The following is a 22308-nucleotide window of genomic DNA, read 5'->3' on the forward strand; positions in this document are numbered from 1 at the left end:
TCGGATGATACACAGATGACCGATGAGGTAACAGGGGTTACGGCAAAGAATCCGGCGATCGCGGAGCTTCGGGCGCGCATTCGTGACCATTGGGACGAGTTCACCCCCGCCGCGCAGGCGGTCTGCCGGTCGCTGTCCGAGATCTCTCCCGAGCGGCTGCTGTACCTGTCCGCGGCCGATCTGGGCGTCGAGAGCCGGACCAGCAACGCGACCGTGATCCGGACGCTGCAGGCACTCGGGTACAAGGGCCTGGCCGAGCTGAAGGACCAGGTCGCGTCCCCGTTCGGCACCGCGCAGCGCGAGCAGCGGCTGCGCGACCGGATCACGTCGACCGGCGGCGACCCCAAGCACGTCTGGGACAAGGTGATCACCGAGGCGATCGAGCGGATCGAGTTCCTCAACGAGGGCTTCCCGATGGACGCGTACGCCGAAGCCGTCCGGCTCCTGCTCGACGCCCGCGAGATCGTCTCGTACGGCTTCGGCGCGAACTACGTCGCCGCCGAGCACCTCACCTTGAAGCTCCGCCGCCTGGGCCGCCCCGCCCGCGCGATCACCAACTCGGGCTTCCGCCTGGCCGACGACCTGATCGGCATCCAGCACGGCGACGTCGTGGTGGTGATCGCCCCCGGCCGCCTGATCCTGGACGCCGAAGCCGTCATCGCCCGCGGACGCTCGGTCGGCGCGCACATCATCCTGCTCTCGGAGCAAAAGGTCGCCGAACGCCTCGCCGGCGACGTCACGGTCGCCATGCACGTCCCCAACACCGTCACCGGCATCACCGCCGAGGTCCTCACCTCGATCGTCGTCACCGACGCCCTCGCCCAGGCGGTCGCGGCAGCCGACACGGAACACACGCTGGAGTCCGCCCACACGCTGGCGACCATCCGCCAGCAGTTGGGCTTCTGACCCGGGGGAAAGGAGCTACCGCATCCAGCCGGGCACCAGCCACTACGCCTGACGTTCCATCCCACGGTTGGGTGGTTGGACAGCACACAACGGTCGGTAGGTGCGCCGACCCCGCGATGAGGAGCTGCCGCTTCCAGCCGCGCTCCAGTCACTACGCCTGACGTTCCATCCCACGGCGGGTGATTAGGCGGCACGCCAGGGCCGTCAGGTGTACACCCGACTCCGCGGGCAAGCCTCGGCGGTGCACCATGCGCAGCGCGGCCCGCCGCACGGCGGCTAACCGGCCCCCGTCCATGCCACCGTGCTGCGGCCGGGATACTGCCCGGGCCGCCGTGGGATCATGCCCGGGTCGGAAACCTGCCAGGCCCGCCGTCCCGCCCCGGCGGAGGCCTACCCGCCCACAACGGTCGGGCGCGCACACTGCCCGGATGGCTCAAACGCTTCGCAGTCGGCCGATGCGACCTCAGCTCCGCGCGACCTCATCGGCCGCATGGCCGCCCGCATACAGCCAATCGATTCGGCCGCCCGAGCACCCCCGGAAGCGGGCGTGCGTCGGTAACATCCCCTCCATGATCTTCATCACCGCGAAGTTCCGCGTCCTGCCCGACGACGCCGACAACTGGCCCGCCATCACCGCCGACTTCACCACTGCGACCCGCAACGAGCCCGGCTGCCTGTGGTTCGACTGGTCCCGCTCGGTCGACGACCCCACCGAGTACGTCCTCGTCGAGGCTTTCGCCGACGACGACGCCGCCTCGGCCCACGTCACCTCAGCCCACTTCAAGGCGGCCCAGCAGTCCCTCCCACCCCACCTGCTCGAGACGCCCCGCATCGTCAACTTCAAACTCGACCAGAACAACTGGTCCGAACTGGGCGAACTAGCCGTCAACCGCTGACCCGGCTCACCGGAACTGGCGTTCCTGAGCAGCAAGGATGTCCCGCACGAGGTCGTCCGGGATCCGCACAACACAGATCTCGACGCCGAGTTCCGCGATCGCCTGCCCCTGCCAGGATCTCCCCCGCAGATGCTTGACCGTGAGCTCGTCGCTTATCGGCAGGTGCGGATATCCCGGGGCGCGGAATAGCTCCGCTGGTCGAGGGCGTGGCTGTCGATTCCAATGCCGGTGCTCAGAGCCAATGGCAGCACGGCTGTTGATCAATCCAGCCTCGCTCCGATTGCGTACGCGAGTCCGACAACAATGCCGATGGCGCTGCCAAGTGGTGCCGCAGAAACCGTGCCCGCTCCGCAGCCAGGCAGAAGCTACTCGACTTCGCTCGTCCGAACGTCGTGCATCCGCCGGAGCCACTCGGCAAGTGGGTCAAGATCGTCGACATGCTCGTGGGTCACATTGATGGCCGTGCCGTGAATGTCCCTGATCCTGACAGAGGCTTTACCGATCGCAAGGTAGCGAAAAACCGGCGACTTTGGTCGCAGGGTGACATCTCGGATCTGCGTCCATTTTAGTTTGCGTGGGCCGAGCTGAACGCCTTCCAGGTCGAATGTAAGGACCGACGGTTTGACGAGCCGCCACACAAGCCAAAGACCCCGTGGTACGAGAAGTGCAAGACCGACGATACCGACCCACACGAGGACCCTGGAGCGCGGTTCGCTCGAGGTGTTGTTGTCGATGATCAGGTAGATGCACCACAGCACAACCAAGATCAGACCGACAAGCCAAAATACCGCTCGGCCGCGTCGCGCGGGAACGTCAACGCCGCTACCTAGATCGATTTCAGCGGTCCAGGTTTCAGGTTGTGCTGCATCGCGCATTCGGGTGCTCCTGGGTCGAGAACTGCTTTGGTTGGCCTGCGTGTGGCCCTGGAGCCGCGTCCAGAGCCACACGCACGCGTCGTCGTTGATCTACGCTACGGGATTCGGTACCCCACGGGTCGAGACATCAGTCGCACCACATACTGCAGGTATCAGCCCAGAACGCGACGCCGACGCCGACTGCAAGACCGGCGATACCACCGTACGGGCTGCCGCCGGAGACAATCGTCCCGATCGTGGCGCCACCTCCGATGACGGCAAGATCGAACTCGAAGTCGTCCTTGTCGTACTCTGAAGGCAGGTCGTATTCGTCCGGATACGGGATGTCCTCGAGGCCCCTGGGATCAATTGAGTTGACGGGGTTGCCCGCGACGTAGGAGTACCTGCTCGCCGAGTTCGGCTTCAACAATTGACTGAGCAGGTCCTGGGCGGTCCAGTTGGCGGTGGTGGTGTCGTGGAAGCGGACGCCGCGCTTGAGCCAGCCGGTCTGCTCGTCGAGCAGGCCTTGGGTGTATCGCAAGGGGTTGGTGGTAGCGGAGGCGCCAGTGGCGGTCATCTGCTTACCGGCCGGGTCGTAGGTGTAGGTCGCGGTGACGGTGCCGGTGTTGTTGACCAGGCCGGTGGGGGTGCCTTGGTTGTCGAGGGTGTAGTAGTCGACGCCGGCGCCGGTGTTGAGGGCGATCGGTGATCCGGTGGGATCGGTGTCCAGGTAGCTGGTCTGGCCGTTCTTGATGAACGACTGCATGATCGGCACACCGTTGCGATCGTTCTGGCCGTAGACGTAGCTGGTGGTGTTGGCGCCGGTGGTAGTGGCCACGAGTTCGTTCTGGTCACCGCCGGCGTAGCTGTAGCTGGTGGTGGTTGAGCCGTTGGTGCGGCCCGTCATCTGGCCGGCGGCGTTGTAGGTGAAGGTGCCTTGGGCCGGGTCGGCGGTGCGGTTGCCGGCGGCGTCGTGGCTGTAGCCAGCGGAGCTGATCTGGTTGGCGGTGTTATAGGCCAGGCCTTGGACCTGGACGCCGTCGATCTTGGTCGAGGTGCGGTTGCTGGCCTTGTCGTAGGCGTAGGCGTAGTTGTGACCGCCGTAGTTCGTCACGGCGGTGAGCCGGTTGGAGGTGTCGTAGCTGTAGAGCGACCGGGCCGCGTTCAGGTTGTTGACCGACCAGCGGATTACGCCGGAGTCGGTGGTGGCCGATGCGGACGGGCAGGCCTGGCCCGCGACGTAGGGCGAGTAGCACAACGAGGTGTCGTAGACCTTGGTCGCGTCGTTCGAGGCGCGAGAGGTCCAGGTGCGCGAGATCCGGCCGGCCTTGTCGAAGGTCGTCCTGGTGTGCGCGGCGAACGTCGTTCGGGCGGTGTTGGTGTTGAACCAGGTGTCGGTGCGCTTGCCGTTCGCGTCATAAGCGAACGCGGTGGCCTGCCCGTTAGGCGTCGTCATCGACACGACCTGATTGGCGACGTCGTAGGTGTAGGCCGTGGTGCCGCGCGGGTCGGTCTTCGACGTGAGGTTTCCGGCCTTGTCGTAGCCGTACCCGAGCGTCCCGCCGCCCGACGTCGAGGTGCGGGAGGTGACGCGGTTTTGAGCGTCGTAGGTGAACGTCGTAGTTCCGGAGGCGTCGGTGCGGGTCAGCACGTTGCCGGCGCCGTCGTAGGTGAACGCCACGTCAGGGGTCGTGTCGGAGTACTGGATCGTCTTGATCCGGTCCGCACGGTCGTAGGCATAGGTGGTGCGCAGCCCACGCCCGTCACGGACCGCCTGCAGCCGCCCGAACCCGTCATAGGCGATCACGACCGGCGCCAGGCTTGACCCGCTCGGTGGGGTGATGTTGGTGACCTGATTCTGAGCATTTGCGGTGTAAACGGTGACATTGTCGCGAGGGTCGGTCGAGGTGTTCAGCGTGCCGTCGGCGTTGTAGTCAACCTTCGACGTCGCGGTCGCGACGCTGTTCGCCGAGGTGAGCTGGTTGCCGGCACCGTCGTAGGTGAACAGCTTGTTGTTGCCCTGACCGTCAGTCCCGCCCGACGGCAAGAACTTCGACGCACCGGTGTTCGCGTACGCCGCGGACGACTTCGCTCCCGTCGCGGACGTGACGCCGGTCAGCGATTCGCCTCCATTGACCGCCGGGTCGTATCCGAACGTGGTGACACCGGAGACGCCGTTGGTCGAGGTCGCGACATCGTTGAACGCCGTATAAGTCTTCGCTGTGGACCGGTCCAGGGGGTCGAACGCCGACACCACCAGTTCCTGGGCGTTCAGCCGGTAGTAGGTCTGCGGACCGTCGACCGGGTTGGTCGCGGTGTTGTTCGGGTCCGCGACGTAGGTCTCGCCGTTGGAGTAGTAGGTGAACCGGGTCCCCGCACTACCGGCTGGGTTCTGCTGGGTCACCTTCTTCACCCGATGCGAGACGTCGTACTGAATCGCGGTTTGCTTGCCCGCGCCGTTGGTGATCGTGGTCAGATCACCGGTGGTCGCGTCGTACCCGAACACGGTGTCCTTCGAGGTCGGGTCGGTGATCTTGGTCAACTTGCCCGCCGTATAGGTGTAGCCCACTGAGCGCGGCGTGCCGTCGTCGCCGGCTTGGGCGATCGTGACCAGGCTGCCCAACCAGGTGAAGTTCGCCGTCTTCGCACCCGCGCCACCGCGCGTCGAAACGACCTGCGACAGCTTCCCTGCGGTGTAGGTGAAGGTCGCGGACTGGCCGTTGCGGTCCTTGATCGACACCAACTGCCCGGTCGAATTGAACGTCGACACCGTGTTGCTGGAGTGGTCGGAAATCGTCCAGCCGGTGCTGGTCTTCACCATCGCGACCTTGAACCCCGCCGGCGCCGTGTACGCCGTCGTACCAGCGGGCTTGAACAAGCCTTCGCGACCCTCCGGCGCCAGGTACAGCACCGAGTTGTCGGAGTTCAGGATGACCTTGGTGTCCTGGCCGACTCGCATCGCCCAGCCGGCACCCGCTGACCCGGACGGCAACGCCGCACCGGCCGCCAGCCGCAGGCTGTTGTAGGTCAAGCCAAGCTGCAGATCGCTCTGGATCCCCGGCAACGACAACTCAGAGGTAGTAACCAGCAAGTTGCCGGTCGCGACGTCGACCGAGGCCGACACCTTGTCAGAGATCGAGAACGGAATCCGGGTCGCCGACGGACGCGCCCCAGTGAACTGCGCAGTCAGCACGGCAGCTGTTCCGGCCTGGGCCGGGAGCGCAACGATCGCACCCCCGGAAAACAGCATCAGCGCGGCCGCAGCCACGCCGATCGAACGGTAAGAAGACAGACTTCGGGCAGACAAAACAGACCCCCAGTAGCTGTATGGCTTCCCCGTCACGGCCCCCAAGCCAGGGAAGAACACGCGCGACGGTACGTGGCTAGCTAGTCACCGGCAACAGATCAGACCGGTGAACCGGTTGCAGCAACCTGCAATTCGCTTGCGCGCCACTCAGCCAACACCGGCGCAATGATGACGATCTCTTGCAGGCTAGAAACTTTGGCTCGCTGGCGGAATAGGGCCATGATCGTCGTGCGATTTCGGCTGCGTAGGTGGTTCTGACGGCTCCGGACGACCAGCGTTGGGCTGCGTCTGTGGTGACGCCGAGGAGGCGTTGGATGACGGCGGGTGGGAGCTGTGCGCAGAGGTCGAGCATGGCTGCGCAGCGTGCGGATTCGGCTGGCAGGCGGAGCCGTTGGGCGAGTTGGGTGCTGCCGAGGGGATTTCCGGGTGGCTGGGTAGGGAACAGCCAGGGCGCGTTGTGCGGGCTGGCGTTCACGACTGATGCCTTGTCGTGAGCGACGTCGACAAGCTGGAGTGCCAGACGATCTAGCGGGGGCGGGAGTTTCAGCGGGGTCTGGTTGAGCTGCAATGTAGCGCCCTCGCGGTGTTGGATGATGTGTGCGGTGGTGAGGCGGCAGATGCGGGCGGGGGTTTGCCCGTAGAGCAGAATCAGCAGACCTGCGACTCGGTCTCTGGTCTCGTGGGAGTCGTCGGCGTCCAGCGGCCGTTGCGGCACCTTTCGAGGTCGGGTGGGGATATGGATGTTGGTGGCGAGCTTGCTGCGGACTGCCCAGGTGACGAATGGCCGGGCGGCGTAGGGGCGTTGGTGAGGTGCGGAGGTGAGACATCGATCGACATGTGCTTGCCGGCAGTCGCCAGGGCAGTTCCGCTGTCGGTGAGCCAGTTCAGGAACTCGGCGGCTTTGCTGATCTGGGCTTGGGCAACATCCGCGACTGAGGCGGACACGGGCTTGCCGCTGGCTCGTCGGCGGATGCGGGCGACGCGGTCCCACCGGGCGAAGGCGGTGAGCAGCTGACGGTGTTCGGGGTCGTCGATGCTGGCGAGTTTGTGGTCGATCCAGCGTTCGAGTCGCGCCAGGAACTCGTCGCGTACGGGTAGGGCACCGACCGACACGAGAACGGCGCGCAGGTAGGCGATGGACGGGTCACAGTGGGCGCCTGTCGTTCGGGCGTCCAGCGTCTCGTGGCTGAGTGCGCGGCCTCCTGTTCCGATGTCGGTGAGTATCTGGCGAGCGGTGGGTGATTCACGCAGGTAGAGCAGGAAGCGTCCTGGGTTGTGTTCGAGCAGCAGCTTCGCGAGTACGCGCGTCCCGCTCGGGTGCAGGACACGTCCCGGCGTGAGCTGCACCCCGAGCACCGCGAGCATCACGCCCTCAGCCTTCCGCTGCTCCCCCGAACTCCCGGGCCGCACCGCCGATGCCACATCCCCAGGCGCTTCACCGCTCTCCGGCGTCTCTCCACATCTGCCGCAGTTGGCCCGACGGTCGCCAGCGCACCCAATGCGATCAGCGGCCCATCAACTGCCTGCGGCTCATCGTCCGTCGGCTGCGCGATGCAGCTGACTAGCTTTCCGCCTGCTCCGATGCCCCGGCTGATGACGGCCTCGGTGGCCAACCGTCGGCAGATCTGGTTGACCGCCTGCCGCGGCTGGATCCCCGTCACCGCCGACAACTGGTCGTCATCCAGCGGGACCGCTCTCGCGCGGATCGCGCTCAGGATGCGCGGGCGATGAGACTCCTCGCCGTACATCTAGTTCTCGCAGGCGATGCCGTCGCCGTCTCGGTCGAGTTTTCTGGAGTAGCCGGGGTCGCCCGCGTGGATGGGCGCGGCGCCGGCGGCGCGGACTTCGGAGCAGTTGGCGTAGTACGCGTCGGAGACCGGTGGCTTGGTTGTCGTACGGCGGGTGGTGGGCTTGGTGGTCGGTTTCTTCACCGTCGGCTTGGTGGTCGGCTTCTTGGTGATCGGCGGGAGTTTCGGCTTGGTGGTGGGTGGTTTGGAGAGCAGGCCGACGGGCTTCGTCGGCTTGGCGCTTGGGCGCTGCGTCGCGGCCGGCGTGGGTGTCGGCGTACTGCTGGCCGGTGGTGCGGCGGTCGTGACGGTGACCGTCACCGGCGCGGCGGCCGGGGTGGTTTCCGGTGCGGCGCAGGCGGCGGTGAGTGTGAGTGCGATGAGTCCGGTGCCGACTGCGAGCACGGCGCGGCCACGGTCCATGGTTGGTCCCCCAAATCCGCCCTCGGCCCCCCGGTGGCGGTAGTCGTCGCCCGGCCGGAACCAGCCGGGCGCGTCATGCCTACCACCCAATCGTCACTGTCCGCGACGGTTCGGCGAAGCCCAAGGGGGAACTTTGCCGGTTCGTTACTCGGCGACGACGATCGTGTTCTGCGCCGCCGCGATGCGCCAGACGCCGTCGTCCTTGGCGAGGAAGTACACCGGGCTGCCGTGGTCGAGCACCTTGTCGTCCTCGCGCTGCAGGTACGTCTGGTTGACGTTGAGCACAGCGATGTCCGGCCGGACGAAGAGCAGATGATCAGCCTCGTACGTCGCGTGGGTGTCGGTCGTCGCGCCGGGCAGCACCTTGCGCGTGAACGCGCCGATCGTGTCGCGCCCGTACAGCCGCTTCCCATGTCCAGTCACCCAAAGTGCGTCCTCGCGGAACACCCCGAGAAACGCCTCGGCGTCCTCCGTGCGCTGCGCCCGGTCGACCGTGGTCAGCAGCGCGAGGATCTGGTCGACGTCGTCCTGGCTGGGAATCGTTCCGGTGATGTCCATGGCAACGATCCTCGGAGTTGAAGTCCCCTTGAGGTCAACCCCGGTTCTCGATCTCGTACTGCACCCGCAGCTCGTCGAACACCCCCGACCGCCCCGGCCGCAGCTCGACCCGACGGTCGCCGGCAACGGCCGCCACCCGTCGTACGATCTCCTCCGCCTTGTCCGCGGACGCATGAATCCCAAGCACCAGTACGCCGCCGCCCTCGTCAGCGACCGTGAACCCCCACGGCACCTCGCACGGCCCGTCGTGCTCCTCCACCGGGCAGATCGTCCGCGCCACCGGCTCCTGCAGCTCGAGCCCCGCGCCGTGGATCCACACCTCGTAACCAGCAACCATCCCCCGACCGTAGACGGCGACAGTTGCCCACCGCATCGGGACAATCCCGTTGACACCCCTGACCCGATCAGGTGGGATCCCCTGATGAGCCCCCGCCTCGTCGTCCTCTGCGGTACGTCGTACTCCGGCAAGAGCTCCTTCGCCACCGCCCTCGCCGACCACCTCGACGCCCACGTCGTCAGCCTCGACGAGATCAACGAACGCCGAGGCCTCTGGGGCGGCGACGGCATCCCCGTCGAGGAATGGCAAACCACGCACGCGGTCGCCACCGCCGAGGTCCGCGAACGCCTCGCCGCGGCGCCCGGTCCGGCCCGCAGTACGCCGGCGCCCGATCACGGCAGCGCCCGCCCGCCGCAGACCGAGCCCCAGCCCACGGTGATCCTCGACGACACCAGCTCGCCCCGATTCCTGCGCGACGGCTGGCGCGCCCTCGCCGCCGAACTCGGCGCCGAGTTCCACCTCATCCACCTCGACGTCGACCACGCGACCATCCACCAGCGCCGTACCGCCAACCAGGCCGACCCTCACCGCCGGCACGTCACGGACGCCGTACTGGCCCAGCACCTTGACGACTTCGAACCACCCACCCCGGACGAGAACCCAATCCGGGTCCACCCCGGCGACCCACTCCCCCACCTCTGAACCGTTGCCTCAAGCACCTTTTCGAGGCCGGACGCCGAACTGGTCCGCGACCAGTTCGGCGGCGGACCAGCTCGAGCTCGCTCACGGTGCCTTGGGTCAGCGGCGGCGGCCCCACTTGGCGGAGGCGCCGATGCCGGCGAGGTGGAGGGCGAGGCAGAGGAGGCCGGCCATGAGCAGGGTCTGGGGGGTGAAGGCGTCGCTGACGGTGGCGTTGGCCCAGTCCAGAATGAGGGCCAGGCCGAAGATCACTGCGGCGATGATCGCGAACATCTCGTGCTCCTTAACGGGTTCCAGCAGGCGGAAGGCGCTCATCTAACTCCCGTGGGTGTCGGCCGCACAAGAGCCAACACCGTTAAGCTTCCGGAGACTGGAAGGACGGTTGAAGTTGAGCTCTCGCGAGCAGCTGACCATCGCGACGCTGAACACCCGCGGCACGCCGCTCCGAGGCTCGCAGCTCGCCGATCGGTACCGCGCGATCGGGGCGTACTTCGACGGCTCGGAGACCGCGGTCGTCACCTTCCAGGAGGTCCACACGTACTACCACTTGCGCTTGCTGCGGACCGCGATGCCGTCGTACGCCGTGAGCTTTCAGCCGTCGCTGGCCGGGCCCGCCGGTGGCGTCGTGACCTTCGTACGCCGGCCCGCCGCGACGCGGTCCTACCGTCGCTTGCCGACCGGCCCCGGCGTCCCCCGGTGGCCGCGCACCAAGGCGCATTTCAAGGGCGTGCTTCTGACGCGGTTCGATCAGGTCTGGATCGCCAACACGCACCTGCTGGCCAACCTCGACGGCGACTGGTCGGACGCGAGTCGCTTTACACCGATCCATCGCGCGCAGCTGAACGCGCTGGCTCGCGTGATCGCAAGCCTCGAAGGGCCGATCGTCCTCTGCGGGGACTTCAACGTCGCCCGTGAATCCACGCCGTACAAGGAATTCCTGGACCGCACCGGCCTCGTCGACGCGTTCGGCGGCGAGTGTCCACCGACGTTCCACGCCGAGTACCTGGGGCCCGGCAAGAGCCCGCACTGCATCGACTTCATCCTGACGCGCGGACTCGAGATCCTCACCGCCGAGCAGATCCTCACCGACAAGCTGGACCTGCCCCAAGGCCCGGCGTACGTCTCCGACCACGTCGGTCTCTGCGCGACGACCTCAGCCGAAGGCCGGCAGCTCGAGTAGCGGGAGCAACGCGGCCGGTGGGAAGTCGGGCCAAGCGGTCGGGTGTGCCTCGTTCGGGGTGCGGAGGTGGCGGTCGATGAAGAGCTGGGTGTCGCGGAGGACCTTGACGGCCGTGGCGATGTCGATCGCGCCGATCTGCAAGGCCTCCGCGAACTCGTCGAGGTCGAGGACGTCGTAGCGGACGGCCCGGGGCGGGATGAGGAGGTCGACGTAGAGGTCGTGGATGACGAAGCGCTGCGGTTCCGGCTCTTCGGTTTCGATCAGGTCGATGTACCAGCCGCCTTCGTACGAGCCGGTGAAGGTGTTGGGTTTGGTGAGCTGGACGCCTTCGTCGGGGAGGACGAAGCAGCGGTCGGTGGTGGGGCGGCCGGGGGCTTGGTACTGCGGGAGGATCGGGACGTCGTACGCGATGGCGTTGTTCGTCGTGCGGACGCCGGGGCACCACTGGCCGGTGCGGTGGAGGACGGTGACTTCTTCGAGGGTCACCGTGGCTGGACGATCAGGGTGAACTCGTCGGCGTCGGCCGTGGCAAGGTTGCCGGCTTCGTCGTCGATTCGGGTGATCGACAGGCCGGCTTGCCGGCAGAGGTCCTGGGCCGAGGCTTGGGTTTGCCAGTGGATGATCCAGTCGCGGTCGGCTGATTCGACCGTGCCGTCCGGGGCGCGGCGTTCGTACCGGACTGTTGTGGTGCGGGTCCGGAGGGCTTGGTCGTAGGTCTCCGACAGAGGGGTGTAGACGAGCGTGGCGCCTTGGTCGTCGACGGCCTCGCGCTGGACGCCCAGGTCGGAGGCCGGCGTGGGCTCGGGGATCCAGAGCGGGATCATCGCCCGGCCGTCGGGAGTCAGGTGCTCGCGGATGGCGCGGAGCGCGCGGCCGGCGGTCTCGTCGTCGGGGAGCAGGGTGAAGGTCGGACCGGCCAGGTAGATCGCGCGGTAACGGCGTACCAGGCTCAGCTCCTCCATGCGCTGGTGGTGCAGCGCGACCTGCAGGCCAAGAGCAGCCGCGTTGGCGCGGCAGCGGTCGAGCATGTCGGCAGAGGAGTCGACACCTTCGACCTCGAGGCCGGCCTGGAGCAACGAGAGCATCGGCTCGCCGTCGCCACAGCCGAGCTCGAGCGCTGGTTCACCGGCCGCGGCGACGAAGGCGGCGTACGGCGCTGGGTCGAAGCTCGACGACTTCAGCTTGGCGTAGGCGTCGACGACGATTCCTGTGTAGAACTCGGCAGCATCCATCGGTCCGGAGCCTAGGCCTCCGCCCGGTCGTCGGCCAGTGGATTTCAGAGGGCGGCCCGGACCGAGGATGCTGTGGGCGGTGGGGTCCCCAGGTCCTCGACCGGTACGTCGGTGGCGCGCTGGGTGGTGAGAGTCGCGCGTTCGATGCCGTCGAGACGGAACCAGCGGATGGCGTCGCGGCTGCGGCAGTGGGCGACAAGGAACCATTGGCCGTCCCTGAACGCGAGCAGCTGTGGATCGACTCGGCGGGCTGACGTTTCGCCGTACTGGTTGCGGTAGTGCAGGGAGAGCACCTTGCGCTCCTGGAGGGCGCGCTCGACGGCTGTACGGCGGCGTGGCGAGGCCGGCTCGGTGGTGTGGTTGATCCAGATGCGCTCGGTCAGGGCGTCCACGTGCTGCCTCGCCTGCGGGTCCATCACGGCCAGGACCTTGACCAGCGCGGCGCGGGCCAACTGGTCGAACGGTTGTCCGCGATGGGCCGCGATCGCCGCGGCGATCGCGGAGGCCTCGGCGGCGGTGAAGTTGACCGGCGGCAGCGTGGCCGCCCGGTCGACGACGTACCCACCGATCCGGCCGGTGCGCGCCCACACCGGGAAGCCGGCCTGCTGCAGGGCGGAGATGTCGCGCTTGACGGTGCGCACGCTCATCTCGAACGCCGTGGCGAGCTGCTCCGCGGTACGGCCCCGCGGGCCGGCCCGGCGGAGCTCCTCGCGGATCGCGTACAGCCGGTCGGTACGATTCATGGGGAAACGGTGCCATAACGGTGACATCGCGCGCCAGCACAATGGGACCATGACACAGACGCCAGACCCCATCCTGCTGCTGAGCGGCGCCGGACTTCCGCACTGGATCTGGGACCAGGTCCGCAAGGAACTGTCCGCGTCCCCGACCGTGGTCGCCGAGCGACCGCGTCAGGCTCACGCTTCACTGACCGAGTACGCCGCCGCGGCACTGGACTCGGCGCCGTGGGACCGCTTCGTGGTCGTCGCGCACTCCAGCGGCGGAACCGTGGCCGCCGAGATGGTTGCCCTCGCCCCCGATCGGGTGACCGCACTGCTGGCGGTCACGGCCGTGGTTCCGCAGCCGGGACGGAGCTTCGTCACGTCGATGCCGTTTCCACGACGGCTCGCACTGAGCCTGGCGATGCGCCTCGCCGGCACGCGACCGCCCGACTCCGCCATCCGGAAGGGTCTGGCCGGACGGCTCGACCAGGAGACGGCCGACCGCATCGTGGCGGACTTCACCGCCGAGTCGGCACACCTCTACCGGGACAAGTCGGAGGGCACCTTCCCCGAGCACCGTGGCTACCTGTCGACCGCGCAGGACGCCGAGCTCCCGACCGGACTGCAACGGCGCTTCGCCCAGAACCTCACCCCGGCGTGGAACGAGTCCATCAGCACCGGGCACCTCCCGATGCTCGAGGCACCCGAACTCCTGGCCCAACACATCGAAAGCTTCCTCGCCGAAGCACCGATCAGCCGTGCTTCCTGACATGGAGTGCCAGGGGGTCGACTGAGGTCACTACCACCGCTACCGCTCGGCACTCGACAACTCGCAGGACGAATGCCATGGCTCCCCGGCTCTGTGATGTCATCGAACAGCACGAGCGGACTCTCGGCGCTAGCAGCTTTCCAGGTACCGTTTGGCGCGCTGGATCTCTTCCACTACCTCGCGCTCGAGGCGGCGCCGGAACAGCGGCTCGACGAAGGGGCGCGCGACGCGGGAGAAGGTGAACTGCAACGTTCGGGTCACCAGCGTGCCGCCGGCCGAGGGCTCGCACTCGAAACTTGCCTCGAACCGTGCCACCGCGTGCGCGAGCCGATTGAGCGGTTTGGGCAGCAGCCCGATATCGATCCGCCGGCCGGGTGTGAGTTCGACGAACTGGACGACCTTGGGCTGCCGTAGTCCGGCAATTCTTGGCCGGCAGGCGAACTCGACCCTGTTCTGCTCGCGCCGTACCCACAGCACCGGCCTGATCTTGTCGTCGACCTGCTGTGCGTACTGCTCGATGTCCATGACGAGGTCGAGAATGTCGTCCGGGCCGGCCCTGATGACTTCCTGTACCTGGACCTTGATCACGGGGACACCGCACCTTTCACGCCTCGAGAGAACTCATGCGGCAAACCTAGCCGCGACTCCCGCCGTTCGGCCTCACCCGTACGAGGGAGAACGCATCCCCCGTTGGGGTGATTCACGCTGGTGCGGGTCGGTCCGTGGACCCGGGCCGCAGGGCATCGACGACGGAAGGTGATGGCCGACGGGCGAGCGCTCTCGTAGTCTCGGCACGGACGAAACCTGTGAGCAAAGCCTTGTGGAGAAAGGGAGTTCCTCGTGAGCAGTGTTCTCTCGGCGATCGACGACGAGTTGGCGGCATGGATGGAGGCGCAGCCGATCTTCTTCGTTGCGACGGCGCCGCTGTCCGGAGCGGGACACGTCAATGTGTCTCCCAAGGGGATGGCGGGTACGTTCCGGGTCCTGGGGCCGCGCCGGGTCGCCTATCTCGACTTCCACGCCTCGGGGGTCGAGACGATCGCTCACCTCCGGGAGCCGGGAAACGGACGCGTCTGTGTGATGTTCTGCGCTTTCGACGGCAGGCCGCAGGTCGTGCGCATCCACGGCCGCGGCACCGTGGTGCGCAAGGACGATGCCGAGTTCGCCGAGCTACGCCGGGAGTTCGGCAAGGAGCGGGTGGTGGGCCAGCGTGCCGTCATCGTGATCGATGCCGACCGGATCAGCGACGCCTGCGGCTGGGCGGTGCCGCGGATGGACTTCGTCGGCGACCGGACCATCCTGGACCTCCATCAGGAGAAGAAGGGTTCGGCGGCCTATCTGGACTACGGCGAGACCACGAACGCACGCTCGATCGACGGCCTCCCCGCAATGACCCGCCGTACCGGACCAAGGCCGCCGACCACCTGAACAGGATGGCGACAGTCTCCGACGCGTTGCGGCCGGCGCGCGAAGATTCAGATGCTCTGCACGACTGTTGCTGTCAGCTGTCCTGGTAGGACCGGAGTCCTGACAAAACCTCACCCGTACGGGGGATTCTGTTCCTCCGCACGGGGGATCTCTCGGTCTTCCTCGGCCGGGACGATCAAAGTCATCGCCGACCAAGGAGATGACATGACCTGGCCCCGCCGGCTGCTGCTCGTCGGCCTCTGCGTCCTGGGTGCTGCCGGCCTTGCCGCCAGTTGCTTCGTCCTCCTCGACCTGGTTCAGCTCGTCCTCACGGGCACGGTCACCGATCGGCACGGTCGGACGGACTGGGACGGAGTCGGCTTGCGGATGGCGTCCGCGGTGGCCGGAACTGCCCTGCTACGCCTGGCAACTCACTGGCACCGTCGCGCGTGGAGTCGATGTCCGTCCTGCGGCGGGGTTCACGATCTGCCGGTCCGGCGCGTTGCACGACCACCGGTCTCGGCGGCATCTCGACGAACCTGTCTGGCCGCCGCGGCGGGTTGCCTGGCGTTCGGTCCCTATCTGGCCGTTCACGGGCTTCACGCTGCGGGTCTGGCGCCGTGGCTCGATGATCTGTACAACGACAAGCCCATCCTTCCTGGGCCGGCACTCCTGGTTTTCGCAGTACTCGCGGTAGGTCTCGTCGGACCCGCCGTCTTCCTGATGCTTGGCCTCGTCAGACCATGGGGAATGAAGTTCCCAGCATGGACCGGCCCGCTGGCCGGTCGCAGGGTCCCCAGGTACTTGCCGCTGACCGCGGTGGCTCTCGTGGCCCCGACCCTTTCCCTCTACGGAGTGGGCAGCCTGGTGTACGCACTCGTGCACGGCTATCGCCTGTTGAGTCTCGGGGGCGCAGGATCTTTGGCGTTCGGCGGCTACGGATGGGCGCTGCTCGTGGCAGCTTCGTCCTACCTGCGTCGTACTCGACCAGTCTGCGTCACGGACCGCTCAGAGCCTCAACCCGACATGGGCCACGGGCGCTGCTGACGACCTCAGTGAGGAGCAGACCATGGACGCGGAGCACCTGCCGCATCGAAATGGTTCGCGGTCAGCGACCTCGGCGATCGTCGGTTCACCGTCCTGGATGTGCCCGGCCACAGCCCAGGCGGGATCGCCCTTCACGAAGAAGCGACCCGGATCTTGTTGTCCGGTGACACGGTGTACGACGACGAGCTCCTCCGACGACCTCGACCGAGGGTGAACGTGGGCTGAGCCCGGGCCAGCGGAGTTCACGGCTAGCTTTTTAGGTAAGGGTTACCTAATATTACGCGGGGGTCCCTGCGTCGATGGAGCGCGGCCTCACCGGAGAAGATCGGAAAGGCCCGCTCTCAGCATGCCGAAGACCTCGCGCCGTCTCACGGTGCACCCTCTGACCCTGCGGGAGGTCGAGGTCGTTCGGGTGGTGGACCTGACGCCGGGTATGCGACGGATCACGCTGAGCGGCCGGCAGCTTCGTGAGTTCACCTCGGCGAACGGCTTTCCGCAGCCGGCGTTCGACGCTCCTGGATTCGACGACGACATCCGTCTGGTGTTCCGGTACCCCGGCCAGGCCGAGCCGGTGCTGCCGGTGCAGCAGGAGAGAGGCCTGGACCTGCCGAGGAATCCCCGGCCCTTGTCGAAGGTCTACACGGTACGTCGGTGGGACGCCGAGGCCGGCGAGCTGGATGTGGACTTCGTCCGGCACGGTGTCGGCGTGGGCACCACCTGGGCGTACCGCGCCCAGGTCGGTGACCGCATCAACTTCTACGGCCCGAGCGCGTCGCGTGCGCTCCCGCACGACGCGGACTGGCTCCTGGTCGCCGGCGACGACACGGCGATCCCCGCGATCGCCCGCCTGCTCGACGAGCTCCCTGACGACGCGCGGGCGCAGGTGTTCCTGGAGGTCGCCGAGGATGCTCACCGGCTGGCGCTGCGGGCGCTGCCGCACGTCGAGGTGACCTGGTTGGTCCGCGACGGCGCTGAGGCCGGTACGACGAACCACCTGCGGGACGCGGTCGGGAACACCGACTGGTGGGAGGGTCGTCCGTTCGCCTGGGTCGCCGGGGAGCAGACGACCGTACGGGATCTGCGCCGTCATCTGCTCGAAGACCGGGCCGTGCCCAAGGAGGACATCGAGTTCACCGGGTACTGGCGCCGCGGCGAGGTCGTCGTACTGGACACCGACGAGGCGGTTCCGGACCCCGAGAAGTCGAGTACGCCGTTCGAGAAGCTGCATGAGCTGACCGAGCTGATCCGGCCGATCGCGATCCGCACCGCGGTCGAGCTGGGCGTACCCGAGCTGATCTCCCGCGGCGTCACCGGCGTCGCGGACCTGGCCGCCAGGACCGGCAGCGACGAGCGAGCGCTGGGCAAGCTGCTGCGCTACCTGTACGCCGTGAACATCGTGACCGAGACCGAACCGGGCCGCTTCGGGCTGACGGCGGTGGGCGAGGTGCTGACCAACGAGTTCATGGCCGACACGCTGCACCCTGCTGGGGTGGTAGGCCGGGAGATGCTCGGCATCCTTGGACTCACCGAGTCGATCCGCACCGGCCACCCGTCGTACGCGGCTGTGACCGGGCAGACCTTCGCTGACGTACGAGCCGAACAGGGCTACGAGGATCGCTACCTGGAACGCCTGGCGAAGTTCCAGCCCGCGCTGGCTCTGTCGATCGCCAAGTCCGAGCTGCTCGCCGGGGTCGGTCAGCTGGTGATCCACTCCGGCGGCGCGGCCGCCCAGGCTCGTGAGTTCGTCGCCGTTCACGACGACCTGCGCGTGACGATCTGCGCGCTGCCCGCCCAGGCCGACTGGCTGCGCCGCGACCTGCCCGCCACCATCCCCGACGAGCAGCAACGCGCGCGGGTCAGTGTGGTCGAGCAGTCCGTCTTCGAGGCCGGTCCGGCCGCCGACGCCGTGTTCATCAGCCGCGCCCTCAAAGCCCTCCCCGACCCGGACGCCGCCCATGCGCTGCGCCGAGCAGCCGAGAACCTCCTCCCGGGCGGCCGGGTGCTGCTGATCGAGGAGGTCTTCGACACCGGCGCCCTGGACGAGCACGACGGCGAAGCAGACCTGATCGGCCTCACCGTGCACGGCGCCGGCTTGCGCACCGCAGCCGAGCTCGACGCGGTGATCACTCGCGCCGGACTGGTCCGCACCACCACACACACCGTCGGATGGGGCACCACCGTCCACGAACTCGTCCCCGCCGGTACCCACTGACTTCCCGTTCCCCTGAAGAAGAAGAGGAAGAGCACACCCATGACCACGACACCCCTGAGGCGACGCGGCGCGGCGCTGACCGCCGCGATCCTGAGCATCACGCTCGTCCTCACGGCCTGCGGCAGCGGCGACGACAGCGGCGACAACGCCGGCGCCAAGACTGACGACAGCGCTCCCAAGACCCACACCGTCACGGCCGGCAACGGGAGCATCGAGGTTCCCACCGAACCGCAGCGGGTCGTCACGATCGGCAACACGGACCTGCCGTTCATCGACATGGGCGGTGCGCCGGTGGGTGTGTCCGGGGCGGCTCCGTCCGAGCTCGGTCTGCTGCCGGAGGAGCAGCGAACAACGTATGGGAAAGCCACGAATGTCGGCGAGGAGGTGGACCTCGAGAAGGTCGCCGCCCTCAAGCCGGACCTCATCCTGGTCCAGATTCCCGATGCCGAGTTCAAGAAGATGGAGAAGCAGCTCGGGACGATCGCCCCGACCGTCTTCTGGGGCCTCGACACCGAGTGGAAGGAACTCGCCGAGGCGCTCGCCGAGGCCGGCAACGTGAAAGACACGCTCACCCGGCAGAAGGCGGACTTCGAGGGACAGGTCGCCAAGATGAAGCAGACCTACGCGGACCTCATCAAGACCACCAAGTTCGTCAACCTCGACCGCTACTCGAACTCCGATCCCGGGACGTACGTCATCGGCGACATCGGCTGCGTCGAGATCGCCCAGGACGACATCGGCTTCAACTTCCCCAAGGCGGCCGCCGGTAAGGACCCGTTGGCCTACGAGTCCTTGCCGTTCGAGCAGCTCACCAAGCTGTCCCAGTACGACGTGGTCACCTACCCCGCCGACGACAAGGGCCAGCCGACCGAGGTCTTCGCGCCGGTGGTCGGCACCAACACGTGGAAGGCACTGCCGCTCGTGACGTCGGGTCGTGCGCTCGGCGTCTTCTGCCCCGGCAACAACTCGTACGGCGCCGTTCTGCGGTACCTCGACTCGCTCGACAAGGCGCTGGCGACCCTCCCCGCCAAGAAGTGACCGCTCTCACCCTGCGTCGACCCAGCGATCCGGGCACCGTCACGGTGCCCGGATCGCGGCGTCGTCTGATCGGCCTGGTCGTCGCGCTCGTGGTGCTCCTGGCGTTGCTGGTGGCCAGCGTGATGATCGGGTCGACGGCCATTTCGCCCACGGTGGTGTGGAACGCCCTGTTCCATCCGTCGGACGACATCGATCAGTTCGCGATCCGGGACTTCCGGCTGCCGCGCACCGTCGTCGGGCTGGTCGTCGGTACGGCGCTCGGAGTCGCGGGAGCGTTGATCCAGGCCCTGACCCGCAACCCGCTGGCCGACCCGGGCATCCTCGGCGTGAACGCGGGTGCCTCCTTCGCGGTGACGGTCGCCGTGGGACTGCTCGGCATCCGCGACATCCAGGGCTACCTGTGGTTCGCGTTCGCCGGTGCGCTGATCGTCACGCTGATGGTGCTCGCCCTCGGCTCGACCCGCCGCGGCCAGTCGCCGGTGATGATGGTTCTCGCCGGGGTCTGCGTCGGCGCGGTGCTCGGTGGTGCCGGTTCGGCGCTCGAGCTGACCAACCCGGACGCCTTCGACGCGATGCGGTCCTGGAACGCCGGTTCGATCGTGAGCCGTCCGCTCGACCTGGTGTGGCCGATCCTGCCGTTCTTCGCGGTCGGGCTCCTGCTCGCCTTCGCGGTGTCCGGCCCGCTCAACGCCATGGCCCTCGGTGACGAGCTGGCCGTCGCGCAAGGCGTCCGGCTGGTCCGCACCCGGGTCCTCGCGATCATCGCGCTGACCCTGCTCGCCGGCGGCGGCACCGCGATCGCCGGCCCCATCGGCTTCGTCGGGCTGATGGTCCCGCACGTCGCGCGCTGGATCGTCGGCCCGCACCAGCGCTGGATCTTCGCCTACAGCGTGCTGCTCGCGCCGAGCCTGCTGCTGGCCTCCGACATTCTCGGCCGGGTCGTGATGCGGCCGGGCGAGATCCCCGTCGGCATCGTCACCGCCTTCGTCGGCGCCCCCGTGCTCATCGCGCTGGTACGGCAGAAGAAAGCAAGCGGGCTATGAGCACCCGCAGCGGACTCGATCCGCACACTGGTTCCTCCCGGACCGCCTGGTCGCCGGAGACGCGTCGCGTGGACTTCGGGCGGCGGATACTGGTGCTGCGGCGCCGGAAGGTCGCCGTACGGTTCGAGTGGCGCTCGGTCGTCATCTGCTCGGTCCTCGCGCTGGCGGTCGTCTGTATGGCGGTACTCGCACTGATGACCGGCTCGTACCAGCTCAGTCCAGGTCAGGTGATCTCCTCCCTGACCGGCGGGACGACCGGGCTCGTCCACGACATCGTGGTCGAGTGGCGGCTGCCCCGCGTGGTGGCGGCGCTGGTGTTCGGCGCCGCTCTGGGGGTGAGCGGGGCTGTCTTTCAGTCGACGCTGCGCAACCCGCTCGCCGACCCCGGCATCATCGGGTTCTCCCAGGGCTCCTACATCGGCGCGTTGATCGTGATCCTCGTTGTCAACGGCACCTATTGGCAGCTGGTCGGCGGAGCGCTGGTCGGAGGGATCGCCACAGCCATCGCCGTGTACCTGCTCGCCTACCGGCGTGGGGTGCAGGGGTTCCGCCTGATCATCGTCGGCATCGGCATCTCGGCGATGCTCGGCTCGATCAACACCTGGCTGATCCTCAAAGCCGACCTGGACCAGGCGATGGCCGCCGCGACCTGGGGTGCCGGATCACTCAACGGCGTCTCCTGGCCGCAGGTCCTCGTCGGCGGCGCCTGCATCGCCGTACTCCTGCTGCTGGCGGCGCTGTCGAGCCGGCCGATGCGGCAACTGGAGCTGGGTGACGATGCGGCCGCCGCCCAGGGCGCGCGGGTCTCAGCGGTTCGTCTCGGCCTGATCGTGCTGGGAGTCGCGCTGACGGCAACGGTCACCGCCGCGTCGGGCCCGATCGCGTTCATCTCGCTGGTCGCGCCGCAGATCGGACGCCGGCTCACCCGCAGCGCGGGGATCACCCTCGCTCCCGCCGCTCTCGTCGGCGCACTGCTCTGTCTGGCGGCGGACTACCTCGCCCAGCACGTCGCCCCTACCCCGTTGCCGGTCGGCATCATCACCGTCATGCTCGGCGGTGGGTACCTCGGCTGGCTGCTGATCACCGAAGCCAGGAGACGCCTGTGAGCACCCACATCGACAACGGTCTTGCGGCAGCGGAGGACGCACCTGCGTCCACCGGCTCACGACTCCACGTCGAGTCGGCGACGATCGGCTACGACAAACGCGTCATCTCCCGGGAACTGTCGGTGGCGATCCCCGACGAGTCGTTCACCGTGATCGTGGGTCCGAACGCGTGCGGCAAGTCCACCCTGCTCCGCGGCCTGTCCCGGCTGCTGAAGCCGTCGGCCGGGCAGGTCGTTCTCGACGGTGCCGACATCAACTCCTTCAAGACCAAGGAGGTGGCACGGCGGGTCGGATTGTTGCCGCAGGCCTCCATCGCGCCCGACGGCATCACCGTGGCCGACCTGGTGGCCCGCGGCCGGTATCCGCATCAGGGGTTCGCCCGGCAGTGGACCGAGGCCGACGAGCACGCCGTACTGCGGGCGATGGACCAAACCGCGGTCACCGACCTGTCCGGCCGTCTGGTCGACGAGTTGTCGGGTGGTCAGCGCCAGCGGGTGTGGGTGGCCATGGCGCTCGCACAGCACACCGACATCATGCTGCTCGACGAGCCGACCACCTTCCTGGACATCACCCATCAGATCGAGCTGATGGAACTGTTCACCGACCTGCACCACGTCGGCCACACCCTGGTCGCCGTACTGCACGACCTGAATCAGGCCGCCCGCTACGGCACCCACCTGATCGCCATGAAGGAGGGCCATGTCGTCGCCGAAGGCCCGCCGGCCGAGATCGTGACCGCCGACCTCGTGCACGAGGTCTTCGGGCTGCGCTGCCTCGTCGTCCCCGATCCGGTCGCCGGTACGCCGTCTGTGGTGCCCTTGGGCCGCGAACGCCGAGAGAAGTGA

At 67.7% G+C, this 22308-nt stretch carries 22 protein-coding genes and 1 pseudogene; 12 read left to right on the top strand and 11 right to left on the bottom strand.

Going from position 1 to position 22308, the window contains the following annotated elements; genetic code table 11:
- Positions 1-15 precede the first annotated feature (15 nt).
- Entirely contained in the window at positions 16-906 is an 891-nt protein-coding gene (locus HDA39_RS19350; protein ID WP_184796943.1) for a MurR/RpiR family transcriptional regulator, read from the top strand.
- A gap of 569 nt (positions 907-1475) precedes the next feature.
- Positions 1476-1802, top strand: a complete 327-nt coding sequence (locus HDA39_RS19355) for a putative quinol monooxygenase (RefSeq protein ID WP_184796944.1) — start codon at positions 1476-1478, stop codon at positions 1800-1802.
- Between the two features lie 365 nt (positions 1803-2167).
- Here HDA39_RS19355 and HDA39_RS19360 read toward each other — a convergent pair whose 3' ends face one another.
- From HDA39_RS19360 to HDA39_RS19385, 6 genes are all read right to left on the bottom strand, one after another.
- A complete protein-coding gene (locus tag HDA39_RS19360; protein ID WP_184796945.1) occupies positions 2168-2677 on the bottom strand; it encodes a hypothetical protein in 510 nt (169 codons plus the stop codon).
- A gap of 127 nt (positions 2678-2804) precedes the next feature.
- Positions 2805-5924, bottom strand: coding sequence for an RHS repeat-associated core domain-containing protein (locus HDA39_RS19365; RefSeq protein ID WP_184796946.1), 3120 nt, complete (start codon positions 5922-5924; stop codon positions 2805-2807).
- Between the two features lie 687 nt (positions 5925-6611).
- Positions 6612-7331, bottom strand: a complete 720-nt coding sequence (locus tag HDA39_RS19370; RefSeq protein ID WP_184796947.1) for a hypothetical protein — start codon at positions 7329-7331, stop codon at positions 6612-6614.
- A 380-nt stretch (positions 7332-7711) separates the two neighbouring features.
- Positions 7712-8173, bottom strand: a complete 462-nt coding sequence (locus HDA39_RS41845; protein ID WP_202893054.1) for an excalibur calcium-binding domain-containing protein — start codon at positions 8171-8173, stop codon at positions 7712-7714.
- 144 nt (positions 8174-8317) lie between these two features.
- On the bottom strand, positions 8318-8731 hold the full coding sequence (locus tag HDA39_RS19380) for an SgcJ/EcaC family oxidoreductase (RefSeq protein WP_184796948.1): 414 nt from the start codon (positions 8729-8731) through the stop codon (positions 8318-8320).
- A gap of 34 nt (positions 8732-8765) precedes the next feature.
- Positions 8766-9068 (bottom strand): hypothetical protein, encoded by a 303-nt coding sequence (locus HDA39_RS19385; RefSeq protein WP_184796950.1) that lies wholly within the window; start codon positions 9066-9068, stop codon positions 8766-8768.
- Between the two features lie 84 nt (positions 9069-9152).
- Between HDA39_RS19385 and HDA39_RS19390 the strand changes: the two genes are divergently transcribed.
- Positions 9153-9710: an ATP-binding protein gene (locus HDA39_RS19390; protein WP_184796952.1), complete on the top strand. Its 558-nt coding sequence runs from the start codon at positions 9153-9155 to the stop codon at positions 9708-9710.
- A gap of 96 nt (positions 9711-9806) precedes the next feature.
- On the opposite strand, the gene HDA39_RS19395 is transcribed toward HDA39_RS19390, so the two are convergent.
- Complete coding sequence (locus tag HDA39_RS19395; RefSeq protein WP_184807060.1) at positions 9807-10022, bottom strand: hypothetical protein; 216 nt, start codon at positions 10020-10022, stop codon at positions 9807-9809.
- A gap of 73 nt (positions 10023-10095) precedes the next feature.
- On the opposite strand from HDA39_RS19395, the gene HDA39_RS19400 reads away from it, so the two are divergent.
- Positions 10096-10887 (top strand): endonuclease/exonuclease/phosphatase family protein, encoded by a 792-nt coding sequence (locus tag HDA39_RS19400; RefSeq protein WP_238356093.1) that lies wholly within the window; start codon positions 10096-10098, stop codon positions 10885-10887.
- On the opposite strand, the gene HDA39_RS43310 is transcribed toward HDA39_RS19400, so the two are convergent.
- From HDA39_RS43310 to HDA39_RS19415, 3 genes are read right to left on the bottom strand one after another with little or no spacing between them, the layout of a single operon-like run.
- Complete coding sequence (locus HDA39_RS43310) at positions 10861-11373, bottom strand: DUF402 domain-containing protein (protein WP_184796956.1); 513 nt, start codon at positions 11371-11373, stop codon at positions 10861-10863. The two genes, HDA39_RS19400 and HDA39_RS43310, sit on opposite strands and share 27 nt — an antisense overlap.
- Entirely contained in the window at positions 11370-12119 is a 750-nt protein-coding gene (locus HDA39_RS19410; RefSeq protein ID WP_184796958.1) for a class I SAM-dependent methyltransferase, read from the bottom strand. The genes HDA39_RS43310 and HDA39_RS19410 overlap by 4 nt, the downstream gene beginning before the upstream one ends.
- 44 nt (positions 12120-12163) lie before the next feature.
- Positions 12164-12862 carry a helix-turn-helix transcriptional regulator gene (locus HDA39_RS19415; RefSeq protein WP_184796960.1) on the bottom strand — a complete coding sequence of 233 codons (699 nt, stop codon included), beginning with the start codon at positions 12860-12862 and terminating at the stop codon, positions 12164-12166.
- A gap of 49 nt (positions 12863-12911) precedes the next feature.
- Between HDA39_RS19415 and HDA39_RS19420 the strand changes: the two genes are divergently transcribed.
- Positions 12912-13610, top strand: coding sequence for an alpha/beta fold hydrolase (locus HDA39_RS19420; protein ID WP_184796962.1), 699 nt, complete (start codon positions 12912-12914; stop codon positions 13608-13610).
- 129 nt (positions 13611-13739) lie between these two features.
- Here HDA39_RS19420 and HDA39_RS19425 read toward each other — a convergent pair whose 3' ends face one another.
- Entirely contained in the window at positions 13740-14198 is a 459-nt protein-coding gene (locus HDA39_RS19425) for an SRPBCC family protein (protein ID WP_184796964.1), read from the bottom strand.
- A 252-nt stretch (positions 14199-14450) separates the two neighbouring features.
- Between HDA39_RS19425 and HDA39_RS19430 the strand changes: the two genes are divergently transcribed.
- The 7 genes and pseudogenes from HDA39_RS19430 (at position 14451) to HDA39_RS19460 (ending at position 22308) form a co-directional block, all read left to right on the top strand.
- Positions 14451-15038 (top strand): pyridoxamine 5'-phosphate oxidase family protein, encoded by a 588-nt coding sequence (locus HDA39_RS19430; RefSeq protein ID WP_184796966.1) that lies wholly within the window; start codon positions 14451-14453, stop codon positions 15036-15038.
- A 1101-nt stretch (positions 15039-16139) separates the two neighbouring features.
- Positions 16140-16289, top strand: a pseudogene (locus HDA39_RS19435) (MBL fold metallo-hydrolase); the annotation flags it as partial.
- 121 nt (positions 16290-16410) lie between these two features.
- A complete protein-coding gene (locus HDA39_RS19440; protein WP_184796968.1) occupies positions 16411-18276 on the top strand; it encodes a siderophore-interacting protein in 1866 nt (621 codons plus the stop codon).
- A gap of 39 nt (positions 18277-18315) precedes the next feature.
- Complete coding sequence (locus tag HDA39_RS19445) at positions 18316-19314, top strand: ABC transporter substrate-binding protein (protein WP_184796970.1); 999 nt, start codon at positions 18316-18318, stop codon at positions 19312-19314.
- On the top strand, positions 19311-20357 hold the full coding sequence (locus HDA39_RS19450; protein WP_184796972.1) for an iron chelate uptake ABC transporter family permease subunit: 1047 nt from the start codon (positions 19311-19313) through the stop codon (positions 20355-20357). Before HDA39_RS19445 ends, HDA39_RS19450 begins: the two co-directional genes overlap by 4 nt.
- Complete coding sequence (locus HDA39_RS19455) at positions 20354-21463, top strand: FecCD family ABC transporter permease (protein WP_184796974.1); 1110 nt, start codon at positions 20354-20356, stop codon at positions 21461-21463. The genes HDA39_RS19450 and HDA39_RS19455 overlap by 4 nt, the downstream gene beginning before the upstream one ends.
- Positions 21460-22308, top strand: a complete 849-nt coding sequence (locus tag HDA39_RS19460) for an ABC transporter ATP-binding protein (protein ID WP_184796976.1) — start codon at positions 21460-21462, stop codon at positions 22306-22308. The genes HDA39_RS19455 and HDA39_RS19460 overlap by 4 nt, the downstream gene beginning before the upstream one ends.

Origin of the sequence: Kribbella italica (genome assembly GCF_014205135.1) — a bacterium.
Lineage (GTDB): Bacteria > Actinomycetota > Actinomycetes > Propionibacteriales > Kribbellaceae > Kribbella > Kribbella italica.

Bases quoted from the DNA above. Each gene is read 5' to 3' on its own strand.
- HDA39_RS19350 (WP_184796943.1), top strand. From the start codon at position 16: ATGACCGATGAGGTAACAGGGGTTACGGCAAAGAATCCGGCGATCGCG.
- HDA39_RS19355 (WP_184796944.1), top strand. From the start codon at position 1,476: ATGATCTTCATCACCGCGAAGTTCCGCGTCCTGCCCGACGACGCCGAC.
- HDA39_RS19360 (WP_184796945.1), bottom strand. From the start codon at position 2,677: ATGCGCGATGCAGCACAACCTGAAACCTGGACCGCTGAAATCGATCTA.
- HDA39_RS41845 (WP_202893054.1), bottom strand. From the start codon at position 8,173: ATGGACCGTGGCCGCGCCGTGCTCGCAGTCGGCACCGGACTCATCGCA.
- HDA39_RS19380 (WP_184796948.1), bottom strand. From the start codon at position 8,731: ATGGACATCACCGGAACGATTCCCAGCCAGGACGACGTCGACCAGATC.
- HDA39_RS19385 (WP_184796950.1), bottom strand. From the start codon at position 9,068: ATGGTTGCTGGTTACGAGGTGTGGATCCACGGCGCGGGGCTCGAGCTG.
- HDA39_RS19390 (WP_184796952.1), top strand. From the start codon at position 9,153: ATGAGCCCCCGCCTCGTCGTCCTCTGCGGTACGTCGTACTCCGGCAAG.
- HDA39_RS19395 (WP_184807060.1), bottom strand. From the start codon at position 10,022: ATGAGCGCCTTCCGCCTGCTGGAACCCGTTAAGGAGCACGAGATGTTC.
- HDA39_RS19410 (WP_184796958.1), bottom strand. From the start codon at position 12,119: ATGGATGCTGCCGAGTTCTACACAGGAATCGTCGTCGACGCCTACGCC.
- HDA39_RS19415 (WP_184796960.1), bottom strand. From the start codon at position 12,862: ATGAATCGTACCGACCGGCTGTACGCGATCCGCGAGGAGCTCCGCCGG.
- HDA39_RS19420 (WP_184796962.1), top strand. From the start codon at position 12,912: ATGACACAGACGCCAGACCCCATCCTGCTGCTGAGCGGCGCCGGACTT.
- HDA39_RS19440 (WP_184796968.1), top strand. From the start codon at position 16,411: ATGCCGAAGACCTCGCGCCGTCTCACGGTGCACCCTCTGACCCTGCGG.
- HDA39_RS19445 (WP_184796970.1), top strand. From the start codon at position 18,316: ATGACCACGACACCCCTGAGGCGACGCGGCGCGGCGCTGACCGCCGCG.
- HDA39_RS19455 (WP_184796974.1), top strand. From the start codon at position 20,354: ATGAGCACCCGCAGCGGACTCGATCCGCACACTGGTTCCTCCCGGACC.